General features: G+C 51.9%; 22 protein-coding genes and 3 pseudogenes. 6 read left to right on the forward strand and 19 right to left on the reverse strand.

Features of this window, described 5'->3' with window-relative positions:
- The first annotated feature begins 16 nt into the window (after nt 1-16).
- The 3 genes from ACZ5TN_RS05460 to pgsA are packed head-to-tail and all read left to right on the forward strand — an operon-like array spanning nt 17 to nt 2,734.
- Nucleotides 17-1,615 (forward strand): transglutaminase domain-containing protein, encoded by a 1,599-nt coding sequence (locus tag ACZ5TN_RS05460; protein ID WP_464917371.1) that lies wholly within the window; start codon nt 17-19, stop codon nt 1,613-1,615.
- Between the two features lie 5 nt (nt 1,616-1,620).
- Complete coding sequence (locus ACZ5TN_RS05465; RefSeq protein WP_464917525.1) at nt 1,621-2,154, forward strand: tRNA (cytidine(56)-2'-O)-methyltransferase; 534 nt, start codon at nt 1,621-1,623, stop codon at nt 2,152-2,154.
- A 10-nt stretch (nt 2,155-2,164) separates the two neighbouring features.
- Nucleotides 2,165-2,734 (forward strand): archaetidylinositol phosphate synthase, encoded by a 570-nt coding sequence (pgsA, locus tag ACZ5TN_RS05470; RefSeq protein ID WP_011249014.1) that lies wholly within the window; start codon nt 2,165-2,167, stop codon nt 2,732-2,734.
- Nucleotides 2,735-2,804: 70 nt separating this feature from the next.
- Here the strand turns inward: pgsA and ACZ5TN_RS05475 are convergent, their stop codons facing one another.
- Complete coding sequence (locus tag ACZ5TN_RS05475; protein ID WP_464917526.1) at nt 2,805-3,509, reverse strand: TIGR02253 family HAD-type hydrolase; 705 nt, start codon at nt 3,507-3,509, stop codon at nt 2,805-2,807.
- Between the two features lie 151 nt (nt 3,510-3,660).
- On the opposite strand from ACZ5TN_RS05475, the gene ACZ5TN_RS05480 reads away from it, so the two are divergent.
- Nucleotides 3,661-3,939, forward strand: a complete 279-nt coding sequence (locus tag ACZ5TN_RS05480; protein ID WP_011249012.1) for a hypothetical protein — start codon at nt 3,661-3,663, stop codon at nt 3,937-3,939.
- Here ACZ5TN_RS05480 and ACZ5TN_RS05485 read toward each other — a convergent pair.
- Nucleotides 3,920-4,489 carry an ASCH domain-containing protein gene (locus ACZ5TN_RS05485; protein WP_011249011.1) on the reverse strand — a complete coding sequence of 190 codons (570 nt, stop codon included), beginning with the start codon at nt 4,487-4,489 and terminating at the stop codon, nt 3,920-3,922. The genes ACZ5TN_RS05480 and ACZ5TN_RS05485 overlap by 20 nt on opposite strands.
- Entirely contained in the window at nt 4,486-4,824 is a 339-nt protein-coding gene (locus ACZ5TN_RS05490) for an ASCH domain-containing protein (RefSeq protein ID WP_011249010.1), read from the reverse strand. The genes ACZ5TN_RS05485 and ACZ5TN_RS05490 overlap by 4 nt, the downstream gene beginning before the upstream one ends.
- A gap of 72 nt (nt 4,825-4,896) precedes the next feature.
- On the opposite strand from ACZ5TN_RS05490, the gene ACZ5TN_RS05495 reads away from it, so the two are divergent.
- Together ACZ5TN_RS05495 and ACZ5TN_RS05500 are read left to right on the forward strand one after the other, a co-directional pair.
- Nucleotides 4,897-5,064 carry a class III signal peptide-containing protein gene (locus ACZ5TN_RS05495; protein WP_011249009.1) on the forward strand — a complete coding sequence of 56 codons (168 nt, stop codon included), beginning with the start codon at nt 4,897-4,899 and terminating at the stop codon, nt 5,062-5,064.
- A gap of 13 nt (nt 5,065-5,077) precedes the next feature.
- The gene (locus tag ACZ5TN_RS05500; RefSeq protein ID WP_011249008.1) at nt 5,078-6,280 is read left to right on the forward strand and encodes an A24 family peptidase C-terminal domain-containing protein; all 1,203 of its coding nucleotides are present in this window, start codon (nt 5,078-5,080) and stop codon (nt 6,278-6,280) included.
- 137 nt (nt 6,281-6,417) lie between these two features.
- Here the strand turns inward: ACZ5TN_RS05500 and ACZ5TN_RS05505 are convergent, their stop codons facing one another.
- The 16 genes and pseudogenes from ACZ5TN_RS05505 to ACZ5TN_RS05580 all read right to left on the reverse strand — a co-directional run bounded on the left by ACZ5TN_RS05505 (nt 6,418) and on the right by ACZ5TN_RS05580 (nt 22,460).
- A complete protein-coding gene (locus tag ACZ5TN_RS05505) occupies nt 6,418-7,047 on the reverse strand; it encodes an HAD-IB family phosphatase (RefSeq protein WP_464917372.1) in 630 nt (209 codons plus the stop codon).
- A gap of 42 nt (nt 7,048-7,089) precedes the next feature.
- Nucleotides 7,090-7,739 (reverse strand): annotated as a pseudogene (locus ACZ5TN_RS05510) (protein-L-isoaspartate(D-aspartate) O-methyltransferase).
- 43 nt (nt 7,740-7,782) lie between these two features.
- Nucleotides 7,783-9,777 carry a COG1361 family protein gene (locus ACZ5TN_RS05515; protein ID WP_011249005.1) on the reverse strand — a complete coding sequence of 665 codons (1,995 nt, stop codon included), beginning with the start codon at nt 9,775-9,777 and terminating at the stop codon, nt 7,783-7,785.
- Complete coding sequence (gene flaJ / locus ACZ5TN_RS05520) at nt 9,774-11,513, reverse strand: archaellar assembly protein FlaJ (protein ID WP_011249004.1); 1,740 nt, start codon at nt 11,511-11,513, stop codon at nt 9,774-9,776. Before flaJ ends, ACZ5TN_RS05515 begins: the two co-directional genes overlap by 4 nt.
- 10 nt (nt 11,514-11,523) lie before the next feature.
- On the reverse strand, nt 11,524-13,146 hold the full coding sequence (locus tag ACZ5TN_RS05525) for a type II/IV secretion system ATPase subunit (RefSeq protein ID WP_011249003.1): 1,623 nt from the start codon (nt 13,144-13,146) through the stop codon (nt 11,524-11,526).
- Nucleotide 13,147: 1 nt separating this feature from the next.
- Nucleotides 13,148-13,846 carry an archaellum protein ArlH gene (gene arlH / locus ACZ5TN_RS05530; RefSeq protein ID WP_011249002.1) on the reverse strand — a complete coding sequence of 233 codons (699 nt, stop codon included), beginning with the start codon at nt 13,844-13,846 and terminating at the stop codon, nt 13,148-13,150.
- Between the two features lie 39 nt (nt 13,847-13,885).
- A complete protein-coding gene (gene arlG, locus ACZ5TN_RS05535; protein WP_011249001.1) occupies nt 13,886-14,371 on the reverse strand; it encodes an archaellum stator protein ArlG in 486 nt (161 codons plus the stop codon).
- On the reverse strand, nt 14,371-14,895 hold the full coding sequence (locus tag ACZ5TN_RS05540) for a flagella (RefSeq protein ID WP_464917373.1): 525 nt from the start codon (nt 14,893-14,895) through the stop codon (nt 14,371-14,373). The genes arlG and ACZ5TN_RS05540 overlap by 1 nt, the downstream gene beginning before the upstream one ends.
- A 24-nt stretch (nt 14,896-14,919) precedes the next feature.
- Complete coding sequence (locus ACZ5TN_RS05545) at nt 14,920-16,344, reverse strand: FlaD/FlaE family flagellar protein (RefSeq protein ID WP_011248999.1); 1,425 nt, start codon at nt 16,342-16,344, stop codon at nt 14,920-14,922.
- 3 nt (nt 16,345-16,347) lie between these two features.
- Nucleotides 16,348-16,824 carry a flagella accessory protein C gene (locus ACZ5TN_RS05550; protein ID WP_011248998.1) on the reverse strand — a complete coding sequence of 159 codons (477 nt, stop codon included), beginning with the start codon at nt 16,822-16,824 and terminating at the stop codon, nt 16,348-16,350.
- A gap of 13 nt (nt 16,825-16,837) precedes the next feature.
- Nucleotides 16,838-17,680, reverse strand: a complete 843-nt coding sequence (flaB5, locus tag ACZ5TN_RS05555) for a flagellin B5 (RefSeq protein WP_464917374.1) — start codon at nt 17,678-17,680, stop codon at nt 16,838-16,840.
- 11 nt (nt 17,681-17,691) lie between these two features.
- Nucleotides 17,692-18,351 carry a flagellin gene (locus ACZ5TN_RS05560; RefSeq protein WP_464917375.1) on the reverse strand — a complete coding sequence of 220 codons (660 nt, stop codon included), beginning with the start codon at nt 18,349-18,351 and terminating at the stop codon, nt 17,692-17,694.
- A 59-nt stretch (nt 18,352-18,410) separates the two neighbouring features.
- Complete coding sequence (locus ACZ5TN_RS05565) at nt 18,411-19,646, reverse strand: hypothetical protein (RefSeq protein WP_464917527.1); 1,236 nt, start codon at nt 19,644-19,646, stop codon at nt 18,411-18,413.
- Nucleotides 19,638-20,117, reverse strand: a pseudogene (locus ACZ5TN_RS05570) (archaellin/type IV pilin N-terminal domain-containing protein); the annotation flags it as partial. The pseudogene ACZ5TN_RS05570 and the gene ACZ5TN_RS05565, both read right to left, overlap by 9 nt.
- 767 nt (nt 20,118-20,884) lie before the next feature.
- A pseudogene (locus ACZ5TN_RS05575) lies at nt 20,885-21,370 on the reverse strand (archaellin/type IV pilin N-terminal domain-containing protein); the annotation flags it as partial.
- 130 nt (nt 21,371-21,500) lie between these two features.
- On the reverse strand, nt 21,501-22,460 hold the full coding sequence (locus tag ACZ5TN_RS05580) for a class I SAM-dependent methyltransferase (protein WP_464917376.1): 960 nt from the start codon (nt 22,458-22,460) through the stop codon (nt 21,501-21,503).
- Between the last annotated feature and the right edge of the window lie 2 nt (nt 22,461-22,462).

The following is a 22,462-nucleotide window of genomic DNA, read 5'->3' on the forward strand; positions in this document are numbered from 1 at the left end:
ATTTAAAGGGTTTGATATGAGATGGAGAAAACGTGCTGTCCTCCCCATGGCAGTTGTCCTACTTGTGGTAGCGTCGGGATGCCTATTCAAGCCTCCCGCTCAGGTGACATTTTCTGTGGACAAAACCTCGGTTTATCCCGGCGGAATTTTTCATATTATAGTCACGATAAACAACACCGGAAAAGTTGGAATAACCGGTGTCACTTTAGTGCTCTCAAGAGATGACTTCAGAATTCTTCAAGAACCTGAGTTCCCCAAAGTTCTGAAAGTCGGAGAGGCTACCCAGCTAATATGGGTTGTACAAGCCCCCGAAAAACCTGGGATATACTCTCTCCAGGTATCCCTCGAGATTAAGGACGAGCTGAAAAGAACGTGGACGGGGTTTTACGGGAATTTCAGGATAACAGTCACAAAGCAAAACCTAGTGCCAGCTAAAATAGGTTTGGAAGTCAATGCAAGCAAAGAAGTCAGGGGTGGGGAGGTCGTTCAGGTTGTGCTTAAAGTCAGAAACGAATACGAATCTCCGATAAAGATATTTGACGTTAAAATCTCTCCGCTCCCTGGAATGGAGATTCGCCCAGTATCGCAACTGCCCATTACAATTGATCCCCACGATCAAGCCATTCTTAAGTACAATATATCCACCCCCTACGCATACAGGGAGGGCTTTGTGTCAGTAATTGTCCATTATACTTTGGGAACATCAAGAGGGACTTCAATAACAAGTTTTCCTCTGAAAGTCATTTGGAAACCCTGGGAGGCAAGTAGAGAAGACCTTCTCAGAGCATATGGCGAATACTACAACATCCTTCGGGAGAACAGAATAGTCGACGGGTACTGGGAAGACAAGTTCAACTCAACATCGGCTTTTGAGGCTTCGTTCTTTAAACCCATTGCAACGGCCATAGTTGAAAATGCAAGCTCCGAATACGAGGCAGCACTGAAGCTATACCAATGGATAAATGCCTTATACCCCCTCTCAGAAAACACAACTACCCTTGATCCCGACAAAATCTTTAGAAAAGAAGCCATAAGCCCGACAGAAGAGCAAATACTCCTCACGGCATTTCTCAGGTCCCTAAACATTCCCGCGCGAGTCGTGTCACTGTTTGATGGAGACGACTGTACCTTAAGACCCATAACAGAATTTTACACTGCAGACGGCTGGTACATAGTTGATGTAAAACACAGTTTCATCGGAACTCTGGACGAGTACATAGCAAGCCCATATTTCCCAAGGATATACCAGACGATCTCACAGGAAAACTATAGAATAGTAGCTCAGATGCCGGAGGACGCATACCTCCACGAACACGAAGACGTTACTGCGGACTTCACGGTAAACCTTGATTCCCGTATCTACGGCATCATAAGGAAAAGGCTTCACCCGCAGCTGGTTTCCAAACTTGATATGGTGCTCGCAGGCCTGAGTGAAGAAGAACGTCTTTATGCACTCTTCCTCTTCGCTTCAGCCCCCAACGATGAACTCAACATAGTGCTGAGTACGAAGGACGTTGACACCATTCAGAAAACGATAAAAGCACTTTATGAATTCTACTGGGACGTACCATGGAAGGATGACTTTAGTGCTTACTGGGAGATACTAAGAGGGTGAGGAAGATGATCGCAGTCCTCAGACTTGGACACCGGCCTGAGAGGGACAAGAGGATAACGACACACGTAGCACTGACGGCAAGGGCCTTTGGAGCCGATAAAATAATAATAGCCGCAGAAGAGGACGAGCATGTCAAAGAGAGCGTGGAAGACGTTGTGAACCGCTGGGGCGGTCCTTTTGAAATTGAATTCAACCCCAGCTGGAAGAAAATCCTGAAGGAGTGGAAAGATAGGGGAATCATAGTTCACCTCACTATGTACGGAATACACATTGATGACGCAATTCCCCGCATAAAGGATGAGCTGAAATCTGGAAAAGACCTCCTTATCGTCGTCGGTGCAGAAAAGGTGCCGAGAGAGGTCTATGAGATGGCGGACTACAACGTGGCCGTCGGCAACCAGCCCCACAGCGAGGTTGCAGCTCTGGCTGTCTTTCTAGACAGGTTGCTCGACGGTGCCGGCCTTAGGAAGGAATTCCATAATGCGAAGCTCAAGATAGTCCCCCAGGAGCGAGGTAAGAAGGTCCTTCAGCTCGAATGAGGTGGCAGAGATGCTCAACAGGTACAGGGAGAACGTCAAAGGTTACCTTGAGGCCATCGTAAAACCTCTAGCAAAAGCCGGTGTCACACCGAACACGATAACGTTCATAGGCCTCCTGATAAGCCTGCTTGGAGCGTATCTCTTCTACCTCCAGCGCCCAAGGCTCGCCGCAGTGATCCTCCTCATAGGCTCTGCCATAGATGCCCTCGACGGAACGCTGGCAAGAATGACTGGAAAAACGAGCCGCTTTGGAGCGTTCTTGGATTCTACCTTTGACAGGATAAGCGATGGTGCAGTCCTCTTTGGAATAGCCCTCGGCAACCTCGCGGACTGGCGCTTGACTTTCCTGACCTTTATGGGTGCATACCTCGTCAGCTACGAGCGCTGTAGGGCAGAGCTTGCAGGCTCAGGAACGCTCGCAGTTGGAATAGCCGAGAGGGCTGAGAGGTTATTGATCCTGATGGCGTTCTCCCTCGCTGGGGCAGAGTACGTGAAGTGGGGTGTTTACATCGTCGGCGTGCTCGCGTGGATAACGGTCTTCCAGAGAATGTGGGCGGCCTATCAGAGGCTCAAGGAGTGAAAGAAGAGGGGAATGATGATAATTTCGCTAAACGAGGCAAACGATGAAGAGCCCTGCCGTTGCTGACCCCCTAACCCTTTAGACCCTTAACTATCTCCACGACCTCTGAAAGTCTTGAGACAATGAAGTCGCAGTTTTCCCACAGCTCCCTCTTTTCCCCATTTGGATCGAGGAGCACACTGGTCATTCCAACGTTTTTTGCCCCTACACAGTCCTTTTTCGGGTTGTCCCCGACGTAAAGGGCTTCCTCTGGCCTGACACCGGCCTTCTCCAGCGCGAGCTGAAACGGCCTCGGATGGGGCTTGAAAAAGCCAGCTTCTTCACTCGTTGTTATGCTGTCGAAGAGGTCGTATATTCCGAGGGCCTTCAAGTGGGCAGTGATGTAATCGTTGTCAGAGTCGGTGATTATACCTACATGAAGGCCCATACCCTTGAGGGCTTTTATTGTATCCACTGCATCCGGAAAGAGTTGGCCGTATTTTTCGTGCATCCTTATGCTTATCTCCCAGAAGTCCTTGGGCACTGTAAAGCCGTATCTCTCAGCGACCCTCCTCATGGCCTCAGTGTCCACATCCCTTATTTTCACTGCTTCCTTACCCGCGAGTTCTGAGAAGAGCGCGGAGCTCTCTTCCTCGTAGGCCCTCCAAACTTCTTCAGCGTCCAGGTCGCCCCGGCCAGCTTTTTTCAGTACTTCCCTGACTATGTTCAGGTGAGTCACGTTTTCGCCAGCCTTCGTTATGAGCGTGCCAACGAAGTCAAAGAAGACAGCTTTCATTAGTATCACCAGCACTCCTTATTCTCCATATCTTAAAAGAGCTTTCTGACATTATGACAACAATAGACCGAAAATAGTTGGACAACTGGGCACAAATTCAGAAAATCTTTGGAAAAAGATATAACTCCCAGTTGAGCACAAACCAGAGGTGATGGATATCGAGGCGATACTGCTCGTATGGGGCGTGAGGGACGAAATCCTGAGGGAACTTCCCGTCGAGGGGCAGTGGCTCTACGGAGAGTACGACTTCATAGCAAGGGTGGACTTCTCCAGCGACTCCGAGATGGAGGACTTTGAGAGGCTCCTTAGAAAGATCATAAACGGCAACACGTTCAAGCTCATGCCAGTAAAGCTCTCGGCGAGTAAAACTGATGTAAACGGAGAGGAGAAGATAACGATCCTGGAGAGCGTTAAAGTTTCGGCCCCATGATACCCTTCTTTTTCAGCTCTTCATAGGCCCTCCTCAGGGCCTCCCTTATCAGGTACCTTTTGTTCAATCCGCCGAGCCTATAGGCGGCCTTTCTCAGGCTTCCCGTTCTGAGGAACAGCTCTATCAGTTTTCTGTCCTCCTCTGGGAGATCGAGATATTTAAGGGCCTTTTCCGCGATTTCAACCGGCAGGTTGCCCTCGTAGGCGTAGTCAGAGCTCATAACGGGCCTATCAAACTTCTCAATGAGCCGAAAGACAATAACATGAGCAGGGGAATTATCGTTTACGTACTTATAGTGCTCCTTGAGCGCCCTTATCAGCTCTTCCCTGCTGGAGAAACCGTCCAGAAAGGCGTCTTCGTCCGTAAGCTCACCGACGGTCTTGCTCTCAACTCTCTCTATGACTGCCTTCCCAAGGGCATAGCCACCAGCGTGGATGAGCACTGTGTCGCCCTCCTTGAGGTTTGGCTTCCTGCCAAGTCTAACAGTCGCCCGCTTTTTCCCCCTCAGTATGTCCTCCGCATACCTCCCGTCGAATTCGAGGTGCCTCATCTCCCCTCACCGAGGAGCTTGAATTTGATAGCAATCACACCGTAGCGGTTCTCCTTCCATTTGGGGTAGAGGTTGTGAAACCTCTTCACAGCCCGTTCGAAACTCGGCTCATCTGGAAAGATTTTCTTTATTGGTTCTTCCCTGAGAACCTGTCTGAATGTCTCGTACTTCTTCACTTCCGTTACGACGGCCGGGATGGAGTCGTTGAATATTATCTTGTCCCCCGGCCTAATGTTCCTGAACTGGGGGTATGCAACCCTAACCTCAATCCTCTTCTCACCCGAACGGATGAAATTTAGATACTCGTCCTTGACAAAGAGCCTGTAGACCTTCATTTTTCCCTACCGAGATAAGCTCAAATAGAAACTTTTAAAGGTTTGGAGTCTAAAAAATATAAGGTGCAAAAAATGAGGCGCAGGGCACAGGGGGCACTGGAGTACCTGTTCATGCTTGCGGCGGTTCTCGTTCTCGTAGCGATAGCCATTAGAGTGGCGACGAACTCGACAAACGAGCTGAACAAGTCGGTTACAAACTATACAAAGGAGATTAGGAAAAAAATCCTAGAAGACCTGTGATGGCGGTGATAGAATGGAGCTGATACCTCTTCTGATGGGCCTCCTAACTGGTATTTTAACGTCATATACGGACATAAAAACGGGCTTTGTCTTCGATGTCCACGCGTTCCCAACACTTCAGCTCATTGGAAAACTGCTCGGATGGGAAGAGGAGGAAGAGGACGTTGGACTTCCCAGATGGATTGAAAGGATAATCATACCCTCCGCCGAGATCGGAATTCTTTACTACCTATACCTCGGACTCAAAAGCGGGGACGTTCTCCTGGCGCTCTCCGGACTCATTGGGCTTTTTGTGGGCTTTGGACTCGGCCTTTTCCTGTATTACATCGGCGCCTGGGCCAGCGGTGATGTAGTAATACTAGCCGCGTTCTCCGCGCTTCTCCCCCTGGCCCCCCCGACCGCCAAGATTGTGCCACCGTACGGCGATGGATACCCGTTTTATCCAGTCGCAATACTGTTCAACAGCATCCTTGCGGTCTTTCCGTTTATAATAGCCTACGCGCTTGGAGTACTGGTGGTGCGGAAGGAAACAGAAGATATCAAAAGAGTTTTCACTGAAGGCATTAGGACAACAATTGAAGCAACGCTGTGGATAATGTTCGGGATAGCAGTTACTGCCCTGCTGAACCTCAACAGACCCCTGCTCGGACTTCTCGTGACCATCCTTGCGTTTCCGATATTCCTCAGATACCGCACAGTGGGGGACATCCTCGGAATTGCGGGCGTTCTCTACCTGACGTACCTCCAGCCAGATACGACCCTCTTCGCCCTGCTAAAGGTGCTTGCAACTATTTACGCCGTGAAGGTTCTTCTCTCGACGGCAAAAATACTCCGGGGAAAAGTCCTCGTGGAAGAAGTCCCAGTTGAGGAGCTCCACGAATGGGATATCCTTGGTGAGACCATTCACGAGCTCAACGGCGAGGTAAAGCGCGAGAGAGAAGGGACCATTGAGAGGTTCAAGAGAGCACTCTCGACATGGGACTTCTCCGAGATTAGGCCAAAAGTGGGAAGAGTGGTAGCCTCACCAACCGCCGAGGGCCTCACCAAGGAGCAGATCGAAGAGCTGAAGAAGCTCGTTGAAGAGGGGAAGCTGGAAAACAGGTTCCTGAGAAAGAAGGCGATGCCCTTTGCACCTGCCATATTCCTCGGCTTCCTGATAAGCTACTTCTGGGGGGACATCTTCTGGTGGCTGGAGCTTAAAATGATGGGCCTTTAAAGTTTTAAAGATTGAAACCAAAAGTCTCTGGGCCTGGCGTCCCGCCCTCCCCGGGGAAACGTGAACCGGGGCTTCCTGCCAGGCCTACACCGGGGGATGAAGAGCTTTTGCTTTGCTGACTGTGATGAGCACGCCCTTCACTGACCCCGTATCAGCTCTTCGATTATCTCCCTGACCTCGTAGAGGCTCTCGACGTTGTGGTCGCCCTCAACGCCTTCATGGGGGTTTATGGCTATTGCCACATCGGCCTCCATGAACATGCTGATGTCGTTGTAGCCGTCGCCAACGGCCACGGTCAGCTCCGGCTTCAGCTCCTCCTTGAGCCTGCGAAGTATAGCGCCTTTTCCCTGGAAATCAACAACCGGGTTAACTTCGCCGGTTATCCTCCCTTCATCGTCGAAAATCAGCTCGTTAGCGTAAACGTAGTCAACACCAAGTTCTTCGCCGACCCTCTTAGCGAGGCACATAAGTCCGCTGCTCAAGATGGCTATTTTAAAGCCGTTTTCCTTGAGGAGCTCGATTAACTCCTTCGCACCCTCCATGTACTCAACGGAGCTGACCCACTCCAGTATCTCGTCTTTGGTATGCCCTTTCCAGAGGGAAGCATCCAGTCTCGCCCACGTGGCGTAGTCTATCTCGCCCTTGAAAAAGGCCTCCGCGTACTCCTTTCCCTTCTCCCAAGTCCCAAACCTCTTATGGAGTTCGACCCATCCCGAAACTGACCTAACAAGCGTGCCCTCAAGGTCAAAAGCTATGAGCCTGACCATTTTACCACCTGAATAAATGGAGGAAGTAGTCTACTTAAAAGGCTACTCCCTCCACCCATACTCCCCGATGAGGGGGACAAACGCAACTCCGCCGTGGTTCCAGACCTTAATTGAGCCATCGGGCTTCTTAACTACCTCAAGCAAGTCCTGCCAGAGGTGGTAGCTTCCAACGGGGATTATCAGCTTCCCCCCTGTTTCAGCTGTTCAACGAGGGGCCTTGGAATATCCGGAGCGCCGGCCGTCACTATAATCCTGTCGTAAGGAGCCTTCGGCGGAAAGCCTTTGGTGCCATCGCCGAGAATTACATGGACGTTCTTAACCCCTGCTCTCTCGAGATTCCTCCTCGCGAATTCAACGAGTTCTGGAATTCTCTCGATTGTGTAAACATCGGTCTTCACGAGCTCCGAGATAAGCGCCGCATTCCATCCACTCCCAGTACCAATCTCAAGGACGTTCATGCCGGGCTTCAAGTCGGCAAGCTCCAGCATAATGGCAACCATATGCGGAGCGGATATAGTCTGACCTGAGGGGATGGGAAGCGGCTCATCAACGTGAGCGTATTTCTTGTAGCGGTCCTCAACGAAGAGATACCGGGGATATTTGAGAAATGCTCTCCTAACGGCCTCACTCTTTATTATCCCTTCCCTGACCAAGTTCTCAACAGTTCGTTTCCAGAGGGCATCCAAGTCCACGATTATCACCGATAAGAAGTGAAAGAGAGAAAAATAAAAATCCTCATGACGACCTGCTCATGTACCAGGCAATTCCTATGATCACCCCAACACCGATGGCAACACCAACCCCAAACCAGAGGAGCTTTGTGGTAAGGGGCGTGTAAGGCACTTCCACCGTGGACGTTGTCGTTTCTGTTTTGTATTCAGTAGTTGTGGTTACGTTGGTTATGGTTGCAGTTACAGTAGTCTTATTGCCCTGAGAAGTTTCAACAGGGGAGACAGTCTCAGTGACATGTTCAGTTTTTGTTATCACGGTCGTTTTTGACGAGATAACCGTGAAGAAAAACTTAACTGGTGAGTATTCACCGTAGGGAGTCTCAACAAGCGCCGTGATGGAGTAGTTACCCGGAGATGATGGAACCAATTCTAATACAAGAGTCTCTTTGTCTCCAGGACCGAGGCTCAGGGGAACGACAACTGCACCATCCTTCAGTGCCATATCCTTGGAGAGTTCAACACCAACCCCAGGAGGTATTCTTATGCTTAGATTCGCTGGGATGCTGACGTCACCTTTGTTCTCCACGGTAATGGAGAGGTTGAAAGGAGTCCCCACTGGAACGCTTTCGGGGCCCGTTGGAGAGACATTGTACTTAATGGTGGAAGGCTCAACGGTGACGTTTGCAGTATTGGACGTGAAAGTTAAGATAGTACACTGACCACAAGCCAGCTCAAAGGGCGCCAGCACTGTTGCATAGGCCTTCCCGAGCTCAACCGTCCCATTTTGAATTGGAACTACTTTGAACGTAAAAGCTGCCTCTTTACCCGGGGCGATCGAGTCAATGGAAACAGTGTTATCCGAAACGAGCTTCAGGCCCTTTGAGGGCTCGAAAGTTATGAGAGCATTCTTAAGAGCGACACTGCCCGTGTTTTTCACCCTAAGCACCACGTCAAATGGAACGTACTGCTTAATTTTCGTATCCTTAACTTCAAGAGACATCAAGAGATTTGCAGTCTTGGTAACATCTGGAAACTCGCTTGGATCCAAGAACACAATGAATTCGGCACTTTCGTCAGAGATGCTCTCCAATCCTATTATCGCACCGGGATATGCCAGAACATAGGATATCTCACCCAATCTAAGGCGGCCCTCCGCCAACTTCTGGCCACAGTTATTGAGGAGCGACGCCTTGACAGCGTCCCCCAGTGGATAATCATATCTCAGAATGTAAGGCCCAACCGAAGCCGTTTGTCCGGGGCTGAGCTTTATCTGAGCATCCGGGACAGTCTCAGCATCTATAGAAACTGCCAGGAGATTAATGGAAACCTCCGCGTATCCCTTACAGTTGTCGCAGTCTTCCTCACCCAGCTCTCCAACTATGGTGGCACTCTTCAGATCCACCACAAACGATCCTACAGTCTGGGACTTTCCAGATTCAAGGGTGTAAGAGTTTCCATCAATTTCAAACACCGCACCCGAGACTACTTTCTCGCCGGACTTTGATGCCCATATTTTAACGAGCTTAACGTAATGATCCCCAACCGTAACGTTCTCGCCGGGATTTAGAATGCCGTCAAACACATTCGGGGTAGAATTGACCTTTACTTGGAGATGGCCTATCTTGAAACTCGATTGTGTGAATATTTTGCTTTCCCCTTTATAAGTCGCGTTAATCTTAAAACCCTTCTGATCGACGCTCAAAACCCTAAAGCGGTAGTCGCCGATAACCAACTTATCACCAGCGAGCAAATAAGAGTACTGCAAGCTAATTACCGCAAAAGACTCAGAGCCAATGTACGCACCCTCGTACTTAAATTTAAGGTCATTTATGGATACGTTTTCACCTGGCGAAAGAGTCAGTGATCTGTAGTGAGAGCCGTCCACGTAGACATCAACCATCAGTTTGCCATCAATGGAGAGGTCCCCAAACCTCAAGTTGATACCATCAACAGTAACAGACCCGGGGAGCTTTACCATGGCTTCGGCAGACAGCGAACTCACTGGAACGCTCGTAGAAACCAAGAAAAAGAGGGTTAAAAACAGAAGAACCTTCTTCATGGCATCACCCCCAGCAGATACCCCACAAGTTGGGCAACTTCTGTACCTCCGCTACTCGTGCCCATCATCCTCGCCATCAAGGTCTGGCCGAGATACATCCCGACGGCGAATATCCAAGCCAGAATGACGAAGTATTTGGCGGAGCCTAGTATGTGCCCCCCATCGGCCAGCTTGATAACCAGGGCCGAGAGCAATGAGTGGAGAACCATCATCGTCAGCATTATGTACATCAGAAAAGTCATACCAGTCGGAGGTATCACGTGTATTATGTCGCCAATGTAGTTCGCGGCAGCTCCGAGATCCATCTTCGAGAACAGATCGTTTATTGAAACAGCCACCTGAAAGGACGCCGCGAGAGCAAAAGCAAACGCTCCAGTAAGACCGTAGATTATACCTATAAAGCTCGCTATGCTCTGCTGCCTCTTCCTCCTGAGCCTAACGATCCTCTCGAAGTTCCTGCTTATGACCAGACCCACGTAATCTGGCTCGGCACCCATGTGCAGGCTCTCCCTGAATATCTCGGAGAATATTCCTATGAGCCAGCTTCCAGTTCCGGCGATGAAGAAGTCCCAAGCCCTGTCCCTGTCAACCCTGATGGCGAGCCTCCTGTAGAGAGCTTTGATGTCGTCCGTGAGTGACCCAAAGTCGTGGGCGCTGAGGTACTTGAGAACGAGGACGAGGGATGCACCGCTGGCGGCAAGGGAAGAGCTGAGGCTCCTGATGAAGGCCGGGAAGTTCTCGTCCTTCCTGAAGATGCGCTTTTCCTCTCTGTCGACCACCATTCCGAGGTAGTAGAACGGGGTAAGAACCATGGCCACCACGAACGGCTCGGGAATGCTGAACCTCTGCCTGATAAACAGGAGATAAACCAACGTCAGGATAACGGTTCCAATACTGGAGTAAATCGCCGCCATTTTGATGCGTTCCCTCTTGGGATCCCTTATTCCCCTGCTGTCGGCCCAGATCGGGTCTTCTGGCATCCTGAACTTGACGACGAGCAGAACACCGACTTCTGCCGCTATGATCATGAGGAGCGCGTAGAGGCCCATCCTGCCTATGTCCATTCCCGTAATGATCGGACCGATGATGATGAACGACGCTATGAAAACGACTGAAATGATGATCGACTCGTATATCTCCTTGAAAACATCGAGATCATAAAGCGCTCCCTCGTAGAAGGTCTCATAGTCGTCCATAACGGTCTTCTGCTCCTGGAAGAGGTATTCCTTCAGGTCAACACCGCTGTCAAGGGAGTAGGCAAGCCTGTCGAGAAAGTCTGCGAACATCTTGCTCGGGGTTCTCCTGGCGAGAAAGCGGAATGCTTCCGGCATCGAGAGGTGGAGTTTGTTAACAATCGTGTGGACTTTCTTCAGCTCACTTGCTATTGCACCCAGCTTTGGATCCTTGGCGAGTACTGCCACAAGATCGCTTCTGCCCATCTCGCTCGTGGAGAGAACCGCAAAGTACGTGATGAAGTACGGCATCTTCGAGTTTATCGAAATCTTCTTGGAGTCGGCCACTACGTACGGATAGGCAGCAGCGTAGATTATCAGAACTATCGGGATTAAGAACATTAAAACTTGGAGACTCCGGGCAACAGGAAGAATCCTCGTTATAAATCCGATGACTATGAAAAGCACCGCTGAGATTCCAAGGTAGGGCAGAAGAATGCCCTTAAGGTAAGCCTCCATGCTTAGGTCGGCCTTGGTGAAGACGCTGGCTTTCTCTTCGGGCATTTGCATCACCTCAGATCCTGAAGCTGAGGCCCTCGATACCCTTGAGATAGAAGGCCTTGATCTCCCTGTAGACGTCCCAGTAGTTGGTTATGCCAAGCTCGACCATCCTTTGGAGTATCCTTGCCCTCAGGAAAAGCTCGTTATAGATGTCCTTGGGATCCTCATAACCCGCTATCTCCGCTATCTTCCTCTCCAGGATGTACGAGTTGTTGAATCCACGGAAGATGTGTCTGTCAGATACCGAGTCCCACTCGAAGACGTTCCTCGTTGCCACACCGCCAAGCTCCTCGTAGTAGCCCTCAATCTCAACGACGCTGATTGTTCTCCTGAGGAACTTGCCCTTAACGTAGACCGCCTGCTGGAAGACCGCTATGTTCAGGTTGTCGATGAAGGTTATCGGAACGTTGATCGGGTGGCCAGTAAAACGCTGGATCATCTTCTTGATGTCGCCCGCGTGGAAGGTCGCCATAACCGGGTGGCCGGTCTGCATTGCTTGGAAGGCTATGGCACCCTCGGCACCACGAATCTCACCGACGATGATGTAGTTCGGCCTCGAACGCAGCGCCGCCTTCAGGAGATCGAAGAGCGTAACCCTGCTCTCCTCAGGGCCCCTCTCACGGGTTATGAGTCTCTGCCAGACCGGGTGGGGAACCTGGACCTCAGGAGTGTCCTCAGCAGTATAAATCTTTGACCCAGGCTTGATGAACGGGATTATGGCATTGAGGAGAGTAGTCTTACCAGAGGCCGTCTCACCACAGACGAAGACGCTCATGCCGTACTCAAGGGCAATCCACAGGTAGGCTGCCACCTCGGCGCTGAGCGTGCCCCAACCTATGAGCTGGACTATGCTTATTGGTGTCGCCGAGAACTTACGGATGGTCGCGCTCGGACCCTTTATTGAGATGTCAGGTGAGTAGATGATGTTGATACGGGAGCCGTCTGGCAAGGCACCGTCGACTATAGGCGTCCTGTCGCTCACAGGCCTTCCTATGCGCTCCGCCATGTTCTTGAAGTAGTCGGCCAGCTTGACATCGTCGCCGAAGTCTATGTTGGTCTGCATCATCTCGAATATCTTGTGGACGAGGGAAACGTTGTGGGCACCTATGATGTGGATATCCTCAATGTACGGATCCCTGGCTATTGGCTCCAGCGGGCCTATACCGATGATGTCGCGCTTTATGAGGTAGCGGAACTTCTCCATCTCGTCCTTGGTTATGGTGAACTTTGCCCTCCTTCCCTTCGCCAGGCTGAGGACGGCCTCATCGAAGAGGGCATCGAGGAATCTCTCGAACTCCTCCTGATCCTCGGGGATGTCCCTGGTCGGCGCAAGCTCTAGTATCTTGTCCTTGATGAGCTTGTACTTTTCCTCCTCCTCAGCGCTCTCTATCCTCGGCTCTATGACAATGTAGCGCTTTTCGGCGGTGGCGGGGTCCGTATAGATGTGGACGAATATTGGGTCTCCGACGGGGTAGAGTATGTTGGGATACGGTATGTCCTTCATGTCCCTGCTGAGCTGGGCGTGAAACTCCGGCATCTTACCGTACTTCTTTCTGAACTGCTCAATGTACCTCCTAAGGTGGGGGTTCCTCGCCATTGCGTCTTCGAGGGTGTCACTGATAACCGCCTGCGCCATATCACACCACCGCCGCTATTTCTACTATAAGCCCGGCCTTCGGCTCAACGCGGAAGGGTATTATCTTCTGGAAGACTCCCTTAGCGTTGTTGTACTTCACAATAGTCGCGGAGTTCTTCAGATCACCGCCGAAGACTTTGACGTTGAGGCGGATCAGCATGGTCGAGGCTTCCTCAAGGACGAAGAGCGAGTCCCTGTCTATTTCCTCAGTGTTGGCGGTGAGGATTATCACCTTGTCCAGGGAGGCCATCTTCTTGACGTAGAGGAGAAAATCCCTCACGGCATCGGGGTCCTGCTCCCTGGAGAGCAGGGATGAAAACGCATCGATGATCATAACGTTTGGCTCCCACAACCTTGGCTCGCCGAAAAGCCTGCTCAAAAACTTCCTCTTCTCGCTCACACCCGAGAGAAGGGGGTAAAGCGACACAAAAACCAGCTTTTTTCTGATTAGAAAAGGGATTATGCCGTAACCCAGAGACTCCATCTGTTTGATGTACTCAACGGTGGTGTACTGACTTGAGATGTAGCTGGCCGTGTAGCCGTTCATTAGGAAGCCGTAGAGGAGCCTCTGGACAAATATAGACTTACCGCTACCCCTATCACCCTCGACTAGCATTATTGTCCCGGCGGGGATTCCACCGCCAAGGCGCCTGTGCAGCTCGTCTCCCTTGAGCTCTATCTTGAGTAGTTCCTCGACCAACGTGACCACCACCGGGAAGGTGTTATTTAACCCCAGGTCTCACGGAGATGGAGCCTTAAACACGAGGCTGCGCTTCTTGCCATTCTCAAGAACCACTGTGAGCTTGTAGTAATTTCCTGGAGTTAAGGCAGTTTCCCTAGTAACCACTATGACCCCAACTTCGTAGGGGGGCAAGGATGTTATTGAGTTGCCGTTAACATCAGTAAAGGCTAGGTTTGCGGGAGGTACGATCTCCCCGTTGATGAAGACCTGAATGGCGTCGGATGTGAACGGGATGGATGTCTTGCCAATATTCTTGATGTAAAACGTATATGTGTACGGCCCAGTTCCCGCTACCGGTATATTGGTGGGATCGTTGATTATCGCGAAGTCTGTCCTGAGCTGATCGGCGAGCATAGCGCCTCTGTCGTTCATGCCGTTAGCTATGTCGGTGGTTACATAGGCCAGTGCCCCCGCGACGCTCCCCGCGACGAGCACTGCCACCATGAACATTATCAGCTCGCTCGCTGGTCCCCCTGCGGCCATCATCCCACCTCCGCTGGACAACCCTCGCTGGTGCCATCGAGCACCACAGAACTTCCCGTGTAGTGCCAGCTCATCCTGAGCCAACACCCGTTTTCAAACACCACGGTGAGGTTGTGAACGGTACTATCACTCTTTATGTTCGTCACGTTGATGGGAACGCTCTCCGACGGAAGCAGATATGGACGATAATCAAGCAGACCAACGTTATCGTCGGAGACGTCGTATATCGTGGCATATTTACCGTCGTAAATCGCGCTCCAACCTGAAACATAGAGGGTGTCCCCAGAGTTCTGAATGTAGAGCGTGACGTTGTAATATCCATTAGTGATGGAAACCGAATACTCTCCAACCGACGCGTTCAATCCAACGAGCGTATTCAGCTGGGAAAGCTTCAGCCCGTACCAATCCTCCCGGGCGGCCTGGACAGTGGTGTAGGTGTTGTCCCATGCAGTATAGAGTGTGCTGGCGGCTATTAAAAATGAGATAAAGATGATCGCTGTACTCGCTGACACGCTGAACCCCATAGGCCGCCCCCCGATTTTTGTGCCTCAGATTCCGTAGAACTCATCGAGGGTCTTTTCGAGCATCTTGATTTCCCTTTCAAGCTTGTCAAGGACTGCCCTGTTTATCTTGAGGCCCCTGAGCCTCTCGATGAATAGCAGGCTTATGAGGTGGTCCTGGACAGTTAGCTTCTCGGCTGGTTTCCACTCTGGGTCTCTGTGGTGCGGCCTTGTTCCCCTGGCGTAGTTGAGGAGCTGGTTGAGGACTTCCTCGCTTATCCAGCCAATCTCGTAGTAGAACTCCAGCACCCTCTCAAGGTTCTGTATTCCGACCCTGTCAATCAGGAAGCCGAGCCACTTGAGCGCTATCATGGTCGAGACTATGTCCTCGGGAAGCTTCTCAAGCCTGGCCTTCCTCGGCTCCTCCTCGAAGAGGAGACTAGCTATATCCTCGGGAATCTGAAGCTGGCTTGCCATCTCAACACCACCTTCCTCCTTCTTTTCTTCCTCAACAACTTCGTGAGCGGGAACCTCTTCAACCGAAACCTCTTCGGGGGCTTCCTCCTGCGGGAGGGCTTCAACTTCCATTTCCATCTCGGGAGCGGCCTCTTCGGCCGGGACAACTTCCTCAGGCTGCACCTCCAAGGGCGCTTCCTCCGCTTCGGGGGCTACCTCCTCGACACCAACCTCGGGAACTTCTTCTACAGCCTCAGGCTGAGCTTCTTCAGGAACAACCTCTGCGGGGACTTCAACGGTCTCCTCCGTGGGGACCTCCTCTATCTCCGCAGGAATTGAGACTTCCTCACTCTCTTCTGCCGGAATCGGTGCCTCTTCGATTTCCTGCTCCTCGGCGCGGGCAACTTCCTCCTGGGCCTCGGCAACCGCCCTCTCGGCCTCAGCGAGCTCTTCCTCGCTGACCTCTTCTCCAGCCCGTATTTTCTCCTGGAGCTCTTCGAGCCTTTCTTGGGCTTCTTCAAGCTTCTCGGCAGCGGTCTTAGCTTCCACCTTCTCCTCAAGCTCCTCGATCTTCTTGTGGAGCTCTTCGAGCTTCTGAACAACCTCAGACGGAACTTCTTCCTTCTCTTCTCCACCCTCAAGGATTTCCTCAAGCTTTCCGATCTTCTCGTGGACTTCCTCTACCTTTTCAGAGACCTTCTCAGCCTTCTTCTCGTGGACGTCAAACTTTGCTGTTTCAAGGGTCTCAACGAGCCTGGTGAGCTGCATGCTGAGGTCGGTCAGCCTCTTGCCGAGCTCGTCAACTCTCTTGCTGAGTTCCTCGTACTTGGTCACCTGGTTGCCGTAGGTCTCCAGCACCTTCTTGACTATCTTCTCCAGCTGCTCGTAGGTGAGGTTGTCCTTTCTGGCTATGAGCTTCTCCCTGAGTTCGTTGATTATGACGCTGGGAACCTTGCCCTTCAGCTCTGAAAGCTTGGCGTTGATGTCTGCCTCTGTGACGAGCCTTGCCATCTCCATGCGTCACACCTCCGCAAGGACCTCGTATATGATCGAGTCCAGATCAACACCATATCCTGCGAGCACCTTAATGTCGTTTTTGATCTGTGCTATTTCGAGCTTGAGGTCTTCAAGCTCCTTTCTGATGTCCTGAATTTCGCTGGAGAGCGGGTTTTCCTGGCTCATCTGCTCCTTGAACGGGTTTATCTCCTGGCTTATGACCTCGTAGAGCATCATGACGTCTTTGATGGTCTTGTCAAGCCTGTCTATCTCGTCCCTCAGCTCCTGCATCTGCTTCTTGAGGGTGTCAATGCCTATCTTTATCCTCGGGAGGTCGTTCTCTATCTCGTTGACCCTCTCCATAAGCTGGTTCAGCTGTTCGTTCTCCTCCCTGTTCTCGACAGCTTCTTCAAGTTCCTCCAGGTCGATGTGCTCTTCCTCGGGGGCGGGGCTTTCCGTCTTTTTCTTCTTGAATAAAGATGAAAGGAAATCTAGCGCCATAGGCCCACCCCCATCACTGGAGTTCCAGTATGTTGTCAGTATACGTCGATGGTGTTGTAAAGTCTATGACGCCGCCCGCACCGTTCTCAGGTATGACCTTTCCGGTGACCTTGGTGCTCGGTGGCAGACCGAATCCATCGATCGGATTGTTGTTATCATCAAACGGGAACGTCCACAGCATAATGGCCGCTATGTCCCCCCAGCTGAGGCTGGGGTGGTTCTCACTGTCAAGGCTTTCGTCGCCGTCCTGAACGACCGCAATTCCAAAGAGGAGTTTACCGTAGTCCTTATCATTATCATTAATGTTTGTGCCGGTGGTCTTGTTGTAGGCGCTGTAGAGGTTCCACCAGACGGCGCTTATGTTGATGTTGTCCGTTATGTAGAACTTATTGTTGGAGCCAAACCCGGTGGGGTACTTACCTTTATAGTACGGCTCCCACTTCTCATAGGCGAAGATGTTCGCGATGTCCCCTGTGTAGTGGATGTAAGCTGGCTGGATATCACTGTTTTTGTCCTCATTGGGGTCGTAGTAACGATAAACGGCCATCCTCTTGCCGTCGCTTATGACGACCTTAACGTGGGCAAGGTCAATGCCACCGGATCCGGCATTCGGGCTGACGTAGAGGACGAGCCTGGTTATATTGTGGGCGCCGGGTGTTGAACCGTTGATGTAGCCGTAGACGTTGAGTACCTTTATTCCGCTCGCGACCTCCTGGGTGGTCTGCCTGCCGGCGCTCATTGCCTTCTGCTGGAGGTAGCCGCTGGTGCTTATGAGCACTCCAGCGGCCACCGCGGCAACCAGCACCATGGCAATGAACACGATGAGCGTTCCAATGCCTATTGCTCCCCTCCTCATCTCACATCACCTCACTGGAGCACCATCACGTTGTAGCTGAACGTGGCCGGCGTGGTGAAGTCGAGCACACCGGCGGCGCCCCTCTCGGGGATGACCTTTCCGGTTATCCTGGTGCTCGGGCCTATGCCGTCCTTACCCTCGTACTCGAACATCGTTGTCCAGATGCAGAGGGCCACCATGTCGCCGAACTCCAGGGTTGGGTGGTTGCTCTGCATCTCACTTCCTATATCGTTGACGACGGCTATGGCGAAGCTGGCTGTGTCAGTTATGTTGTCCCATACCTTAACCTCACTTGTATTGAAGAGATCCTTAACGCTCTCAGTGTTGTTGAAAGCCCCAGAGTAATTGTAGACGACAAGCCTCCTACCGTCGCTCAGGACGATCTTAACGTTGCTCAGGTCAATTCCCTCACTGCCGGCGTTCGGTGATATGAATATGGCCATCCTCTGTATCGTACCACTGCTCGGGGGTGTGGCGTTGGTGTAGCCGTAGACGTTGATGACTTTTATTCCGCTGGCTACCTCCTGTGTGGTCTGCCTGCCAGCGGCCTGGGCCTTCTGCTCAAGGTAGCCCGCTGTACCGATGATAACCCCTGCGGCCACTGCGGCCACTAGAACCATTGCGATGAAGACGATCAGCGTGCCGATGCCTATTGCTCCCCTCCTACGCATAGCACCACCTCCAAAGAGGGTTGTTAAAGAACGAAAGGGAGAAAGAAGAGCCGCTGGAATCACTGGAGCTCCATGACGCTCTGGGTGTAGGTTGATGGGGTGGTGAAGTCAATGACACCCGCGGCACCGTGCTCAGGAACGACCTGGCCGGTGACGTGGCTTCCGGGCGCGAACCCGTCGAAGACACCGCTGACGTCAATCGTGAGGACGGCGATGTCGCCCTCGGTGAGGGTCGGGGTGGTTGCCTTGAGGCTGTTGTCGGCGTCCTGGAGGGCTATGATACCGAAGTTGGTCACCGACCTGAGGGCCACCCAGGCGTCGTTCATGTCACCGAAGATTCCATCCTTGACGTCGTTGAAGTCGGTGAATGCGGCACCGTAGAGGGCTGGAGTGCTGTCGGTGACTGATGGAGCGACAGCGTTGACAAGGGTTACTTCATGCGAAGCACCATCATTAAGTGTAATCTTGGTAGTGCTGCCAGTATCCCAAGTACCGCTGGCAAGGAGCTCACCGTTGATGTAGACATCAATCTCTGTTACAATCTTGTTAGCGGTATCTACTGAAACATCAACCTTCAGAGTGTTAGCCCCCGCCTTGAGATGGATCGTGTTGCCTGCTAGCGTTACAGTAGCATTCTCAGTCGCGTAGATAGTTAACGTGGCAGTGCCACTTGACTTGAGAGTGTGATCGGTGCCTGGGTTATTAACGATTGATACGTCAACTGCGAGCTGGTGGTTGTTACTATCGGATATTATCACCGTCACATAGTCGTCATAAGTGGCGGAGCCATCCCCTCCCTGATCCTTGGCCTTTATCGTGATAGTTCCAGTATTGGCGAAGGTGACTCCGCTGGTAGATGTAGAAGTCCCTGATGTAGTACTTGAATCAAAGTTTCCGATCTCTGGGTCGTCCTCTACAGTTACGCTGTTCGCAGCGGTCGTATCGAGTATGGTGATCTTTGCCTGGGCACTGTTATCAACCTCGTCGTCCTTCTTCTCGCCCCAGGTTATCGCGTGGTTCGGGTACTTCTCATTGTAGACCTCGATGTAGTCCGGCTCGGTGTAGGAGCTGGCAAGTCCGTTGGAACCATAGTCGTAGGCCTTGACGACTATGGTGTTAGCCCCCTCGTCGAGGACGAGGCCACCGACGACCTCGTCGTTGTACTCGACCGCTATGAGGGCGTCGTGGTCGGCGTAGACCGTGAACTCCCATACTTGGGGATTATCACCGGTGCTCGGTGTTGAGGTTGCTGAGACCTCGACGTACTTGTTGCTGTTAGTTAGATCAGTTCCCATGTGCAACTTGTTGCCTGATGTGTCAAGCTCAATGGCGAGTTTGTCCTTGATCGTGACAGCCCCTGAATCAAAGTTTCCGTCCGCGTCAATCTTCACACCCACGCTCGGGTCGGCGAAGTCGCCGACGAAGTAGTCGTAGATGGCCTGCTTCTTACCGTCGCTGAGCATGACGCGGACCTTCTTCATGTCAATGCCGGTGCTTCCGGCGTTCGGGCTGACGTAAACGGCGAGCTTCTTGATGTCCTCAAAGGTTCCGCCCTTCTCCGGGGCGTAGCCGACGACGTGGACGACCTTGATTCCGCTCGCCACTTCCTCGGTGGTCTGCCTGCCAGTTGACTGGCTCTTCTGCTGGAGGTAGCCGCTGGTGTTGATGAGTACTGCAGCGGCAACTGCAGCCACCAGCACCATGGCAATAAACACTATCAGGGTTCCAATACCAACCGCACCCCTCTTCTTCAGCTTCCTAAACATGGCCTCTCACCTCCTCAATAAGTGGAAAGGAAAGGGCATCACTGGAGCTCCACCACGCTCTCGGTGTAGGTGCTCGGGGTGACGAAGTCGATGACACCCGCGGCTCCGTTCTCGGGCCTGACCTCACCGGTGATCTTGGCCCTGTTGCTGATACCGCCGAAGACCTTGTTGGTGGTGGTCATGCCGTAGAGGGTGAAGGTGTTATCAGCAGTTGAAGCAGTTGGGTTCCCGCTATCACTTCCATCAGTGTCAATCAGGACCTGGTCGTTTGAGCTGCCGTCGAAGGTCATCCAGGTGTTGCCGACGAAGACGGTGAGAATCGCGAGGTCGCCGCTGTTGAGGGTGGGCGTAGCGTTCTTGAGGCTGTTGTCGGCGTCCTGGATGGCTATGATGCCGAACCTGTCGGGGCTGAGGATGTGCCAGGCGTTGACGGGGGCAACGTCAAAGACGTCGCTGACAACGCCGCTCATGAACGGGTACTTATCCTGGTCGGCGACGTAGACGAGGTTGTTGTTGTCGTTCTTACCCTCGTCATCGAAGGTAACTACAAGGGTTGCTGATTCCGTATTGGAATTAATGGGAAGATTTGGAGTTATCTGGGTGGTGGTTCCATCGTCCCAGATGGCGTATATCTTGAAGTATTCCTCCACAGTATGGGCACTACCACTATCTGAGGTCTCACTCGCGAAAGTGAAGGTTATCTTGTGTGGAGAAGTGCTAAGGTCACTGCTGGGTGTAACGGTAATCTTGCCGCTCGTATAGCCAGAAGCCTTCTCTATGACGAGGTAGCCGTAGCCGTGGGTGCTGTCGTGTATCCTGAGGTAGAGCTTCCCGCCGCCGGCGATGTAGTTGTCAAGGTCAGTCGCGCTTATTGTGTAGTTGTCCTCCTTGTCGTACTTGAAGACGAGCTGGCTGGTGCCGTCGCTGAGGAATACCTTGGTGTACCTGAGGTCAATCCCGCTGCTTCCGGCGTTCGGGCTGACGTAGATGGCGAGCTGCCTTATGTAATCAAGCTCCGTTGAATCGGATCCAATGTTGGTATACGGGAGGTCTGTCTTACCGACGACTCTCTCGACCTTTATTCCGCTGGCTACTTCCTGGGTGGTCTCTCTTCCAGTAGCCTGGCTCTTCTGCTGCAGGTAGCCGCTCGTGTTGATCAGCACTGCCGCGGCCACTGCCGCCACTAGAACCATGGCTATGAAAACAATCAGGGTTCCAATACCAACCGCACCTTTCCTTGTTCTGGTCTTCATTAGCCACGCACCCCCTAGGGGTTCTTTGCACTAATCTTTACAACGGGATTATATAAAGGCCTTTTTTGTTGTTGGTAGTGTAAGTAGGATTGTACCTACATATGTAGGTACACAAACAAAAAATAAGAACTCATAATTTTTCCAGAAGAAGAACGCTCCTGCTCGGAGACCTTACACTCACTTTGAAGTTCAAACTGGAAACTATCCCCTCTATCTCTGAAACCGAGGGAAACCCTACAAAGTCTTTGTTTAGAGCCTCAAAAAACTCCAGCGCTGGGACGTACTTAAACCTGTCCCTGAAGGGATCAACGATAACGAGCTTTCCCCCTTCCCTGAGGCCCTCAAGGGCGTTTTTTATGGCCCTTTTCCTGTTCTGGATGTACTCAAGGACAAAGCTCATTATCACAACATCGTAAGAGTTCACCGGGCGTATAATGGTAGCATCAATCTCCTTGAGGACAACGGGGAGGGCCTCGCCCGCGATTCTGGCCCGGGCTATGTCCAGGAGGGCATAAGAGTAATCCAAACCCAGATAAAAGCCGTTGTAGCCAACGAGCCTGCCGAAATAAGAGGGAGAAACCGACCCACAGCCGATATCCAGGACCGACATGCCAGGTTTTATCCCTGCAACTTCGGCTATCGCCCTACGATAGAGGTTGGAAAATGAGGTGCTCATTCTCATGTCCCAGAAGTCGGCGTCCTTATCGAAGTCCATAAGGATCTGGGGATGAGTGGGGGTTATGAAAGCGTAGTCAGCCATCTTGTATATCTCCTCAAGAACGGATGCCCAGTCTGAAACCAGGGCACCGTACCGTTCTGCCGCAACGACAAGGTTGTGAGAGAATTCCGCCAGCTCAATGTGATCGTTGGTCGTTTTGACCATGCCCAGTCTGTCGAGGGTCGCCAGAAAGCGGGAAAGGAGCCTTCTGTTTGGGATCCTAACTTCGTCCATGAACCTTGAAAGGGACGGCCGCTTTGAAAGCGCTGAAAAAATACCGCGCTTTACCCCAAGGGAGATTATAAAAAATAGGGACATCTCGGTCATAAGGTCTAGGTTGGTATCGACGGCGCGAACTAGGGAGGTGGGCATCT

It is taken from the genome of Thermococcus sp. JCM 11816 (genome assembly GCF_055396515.1).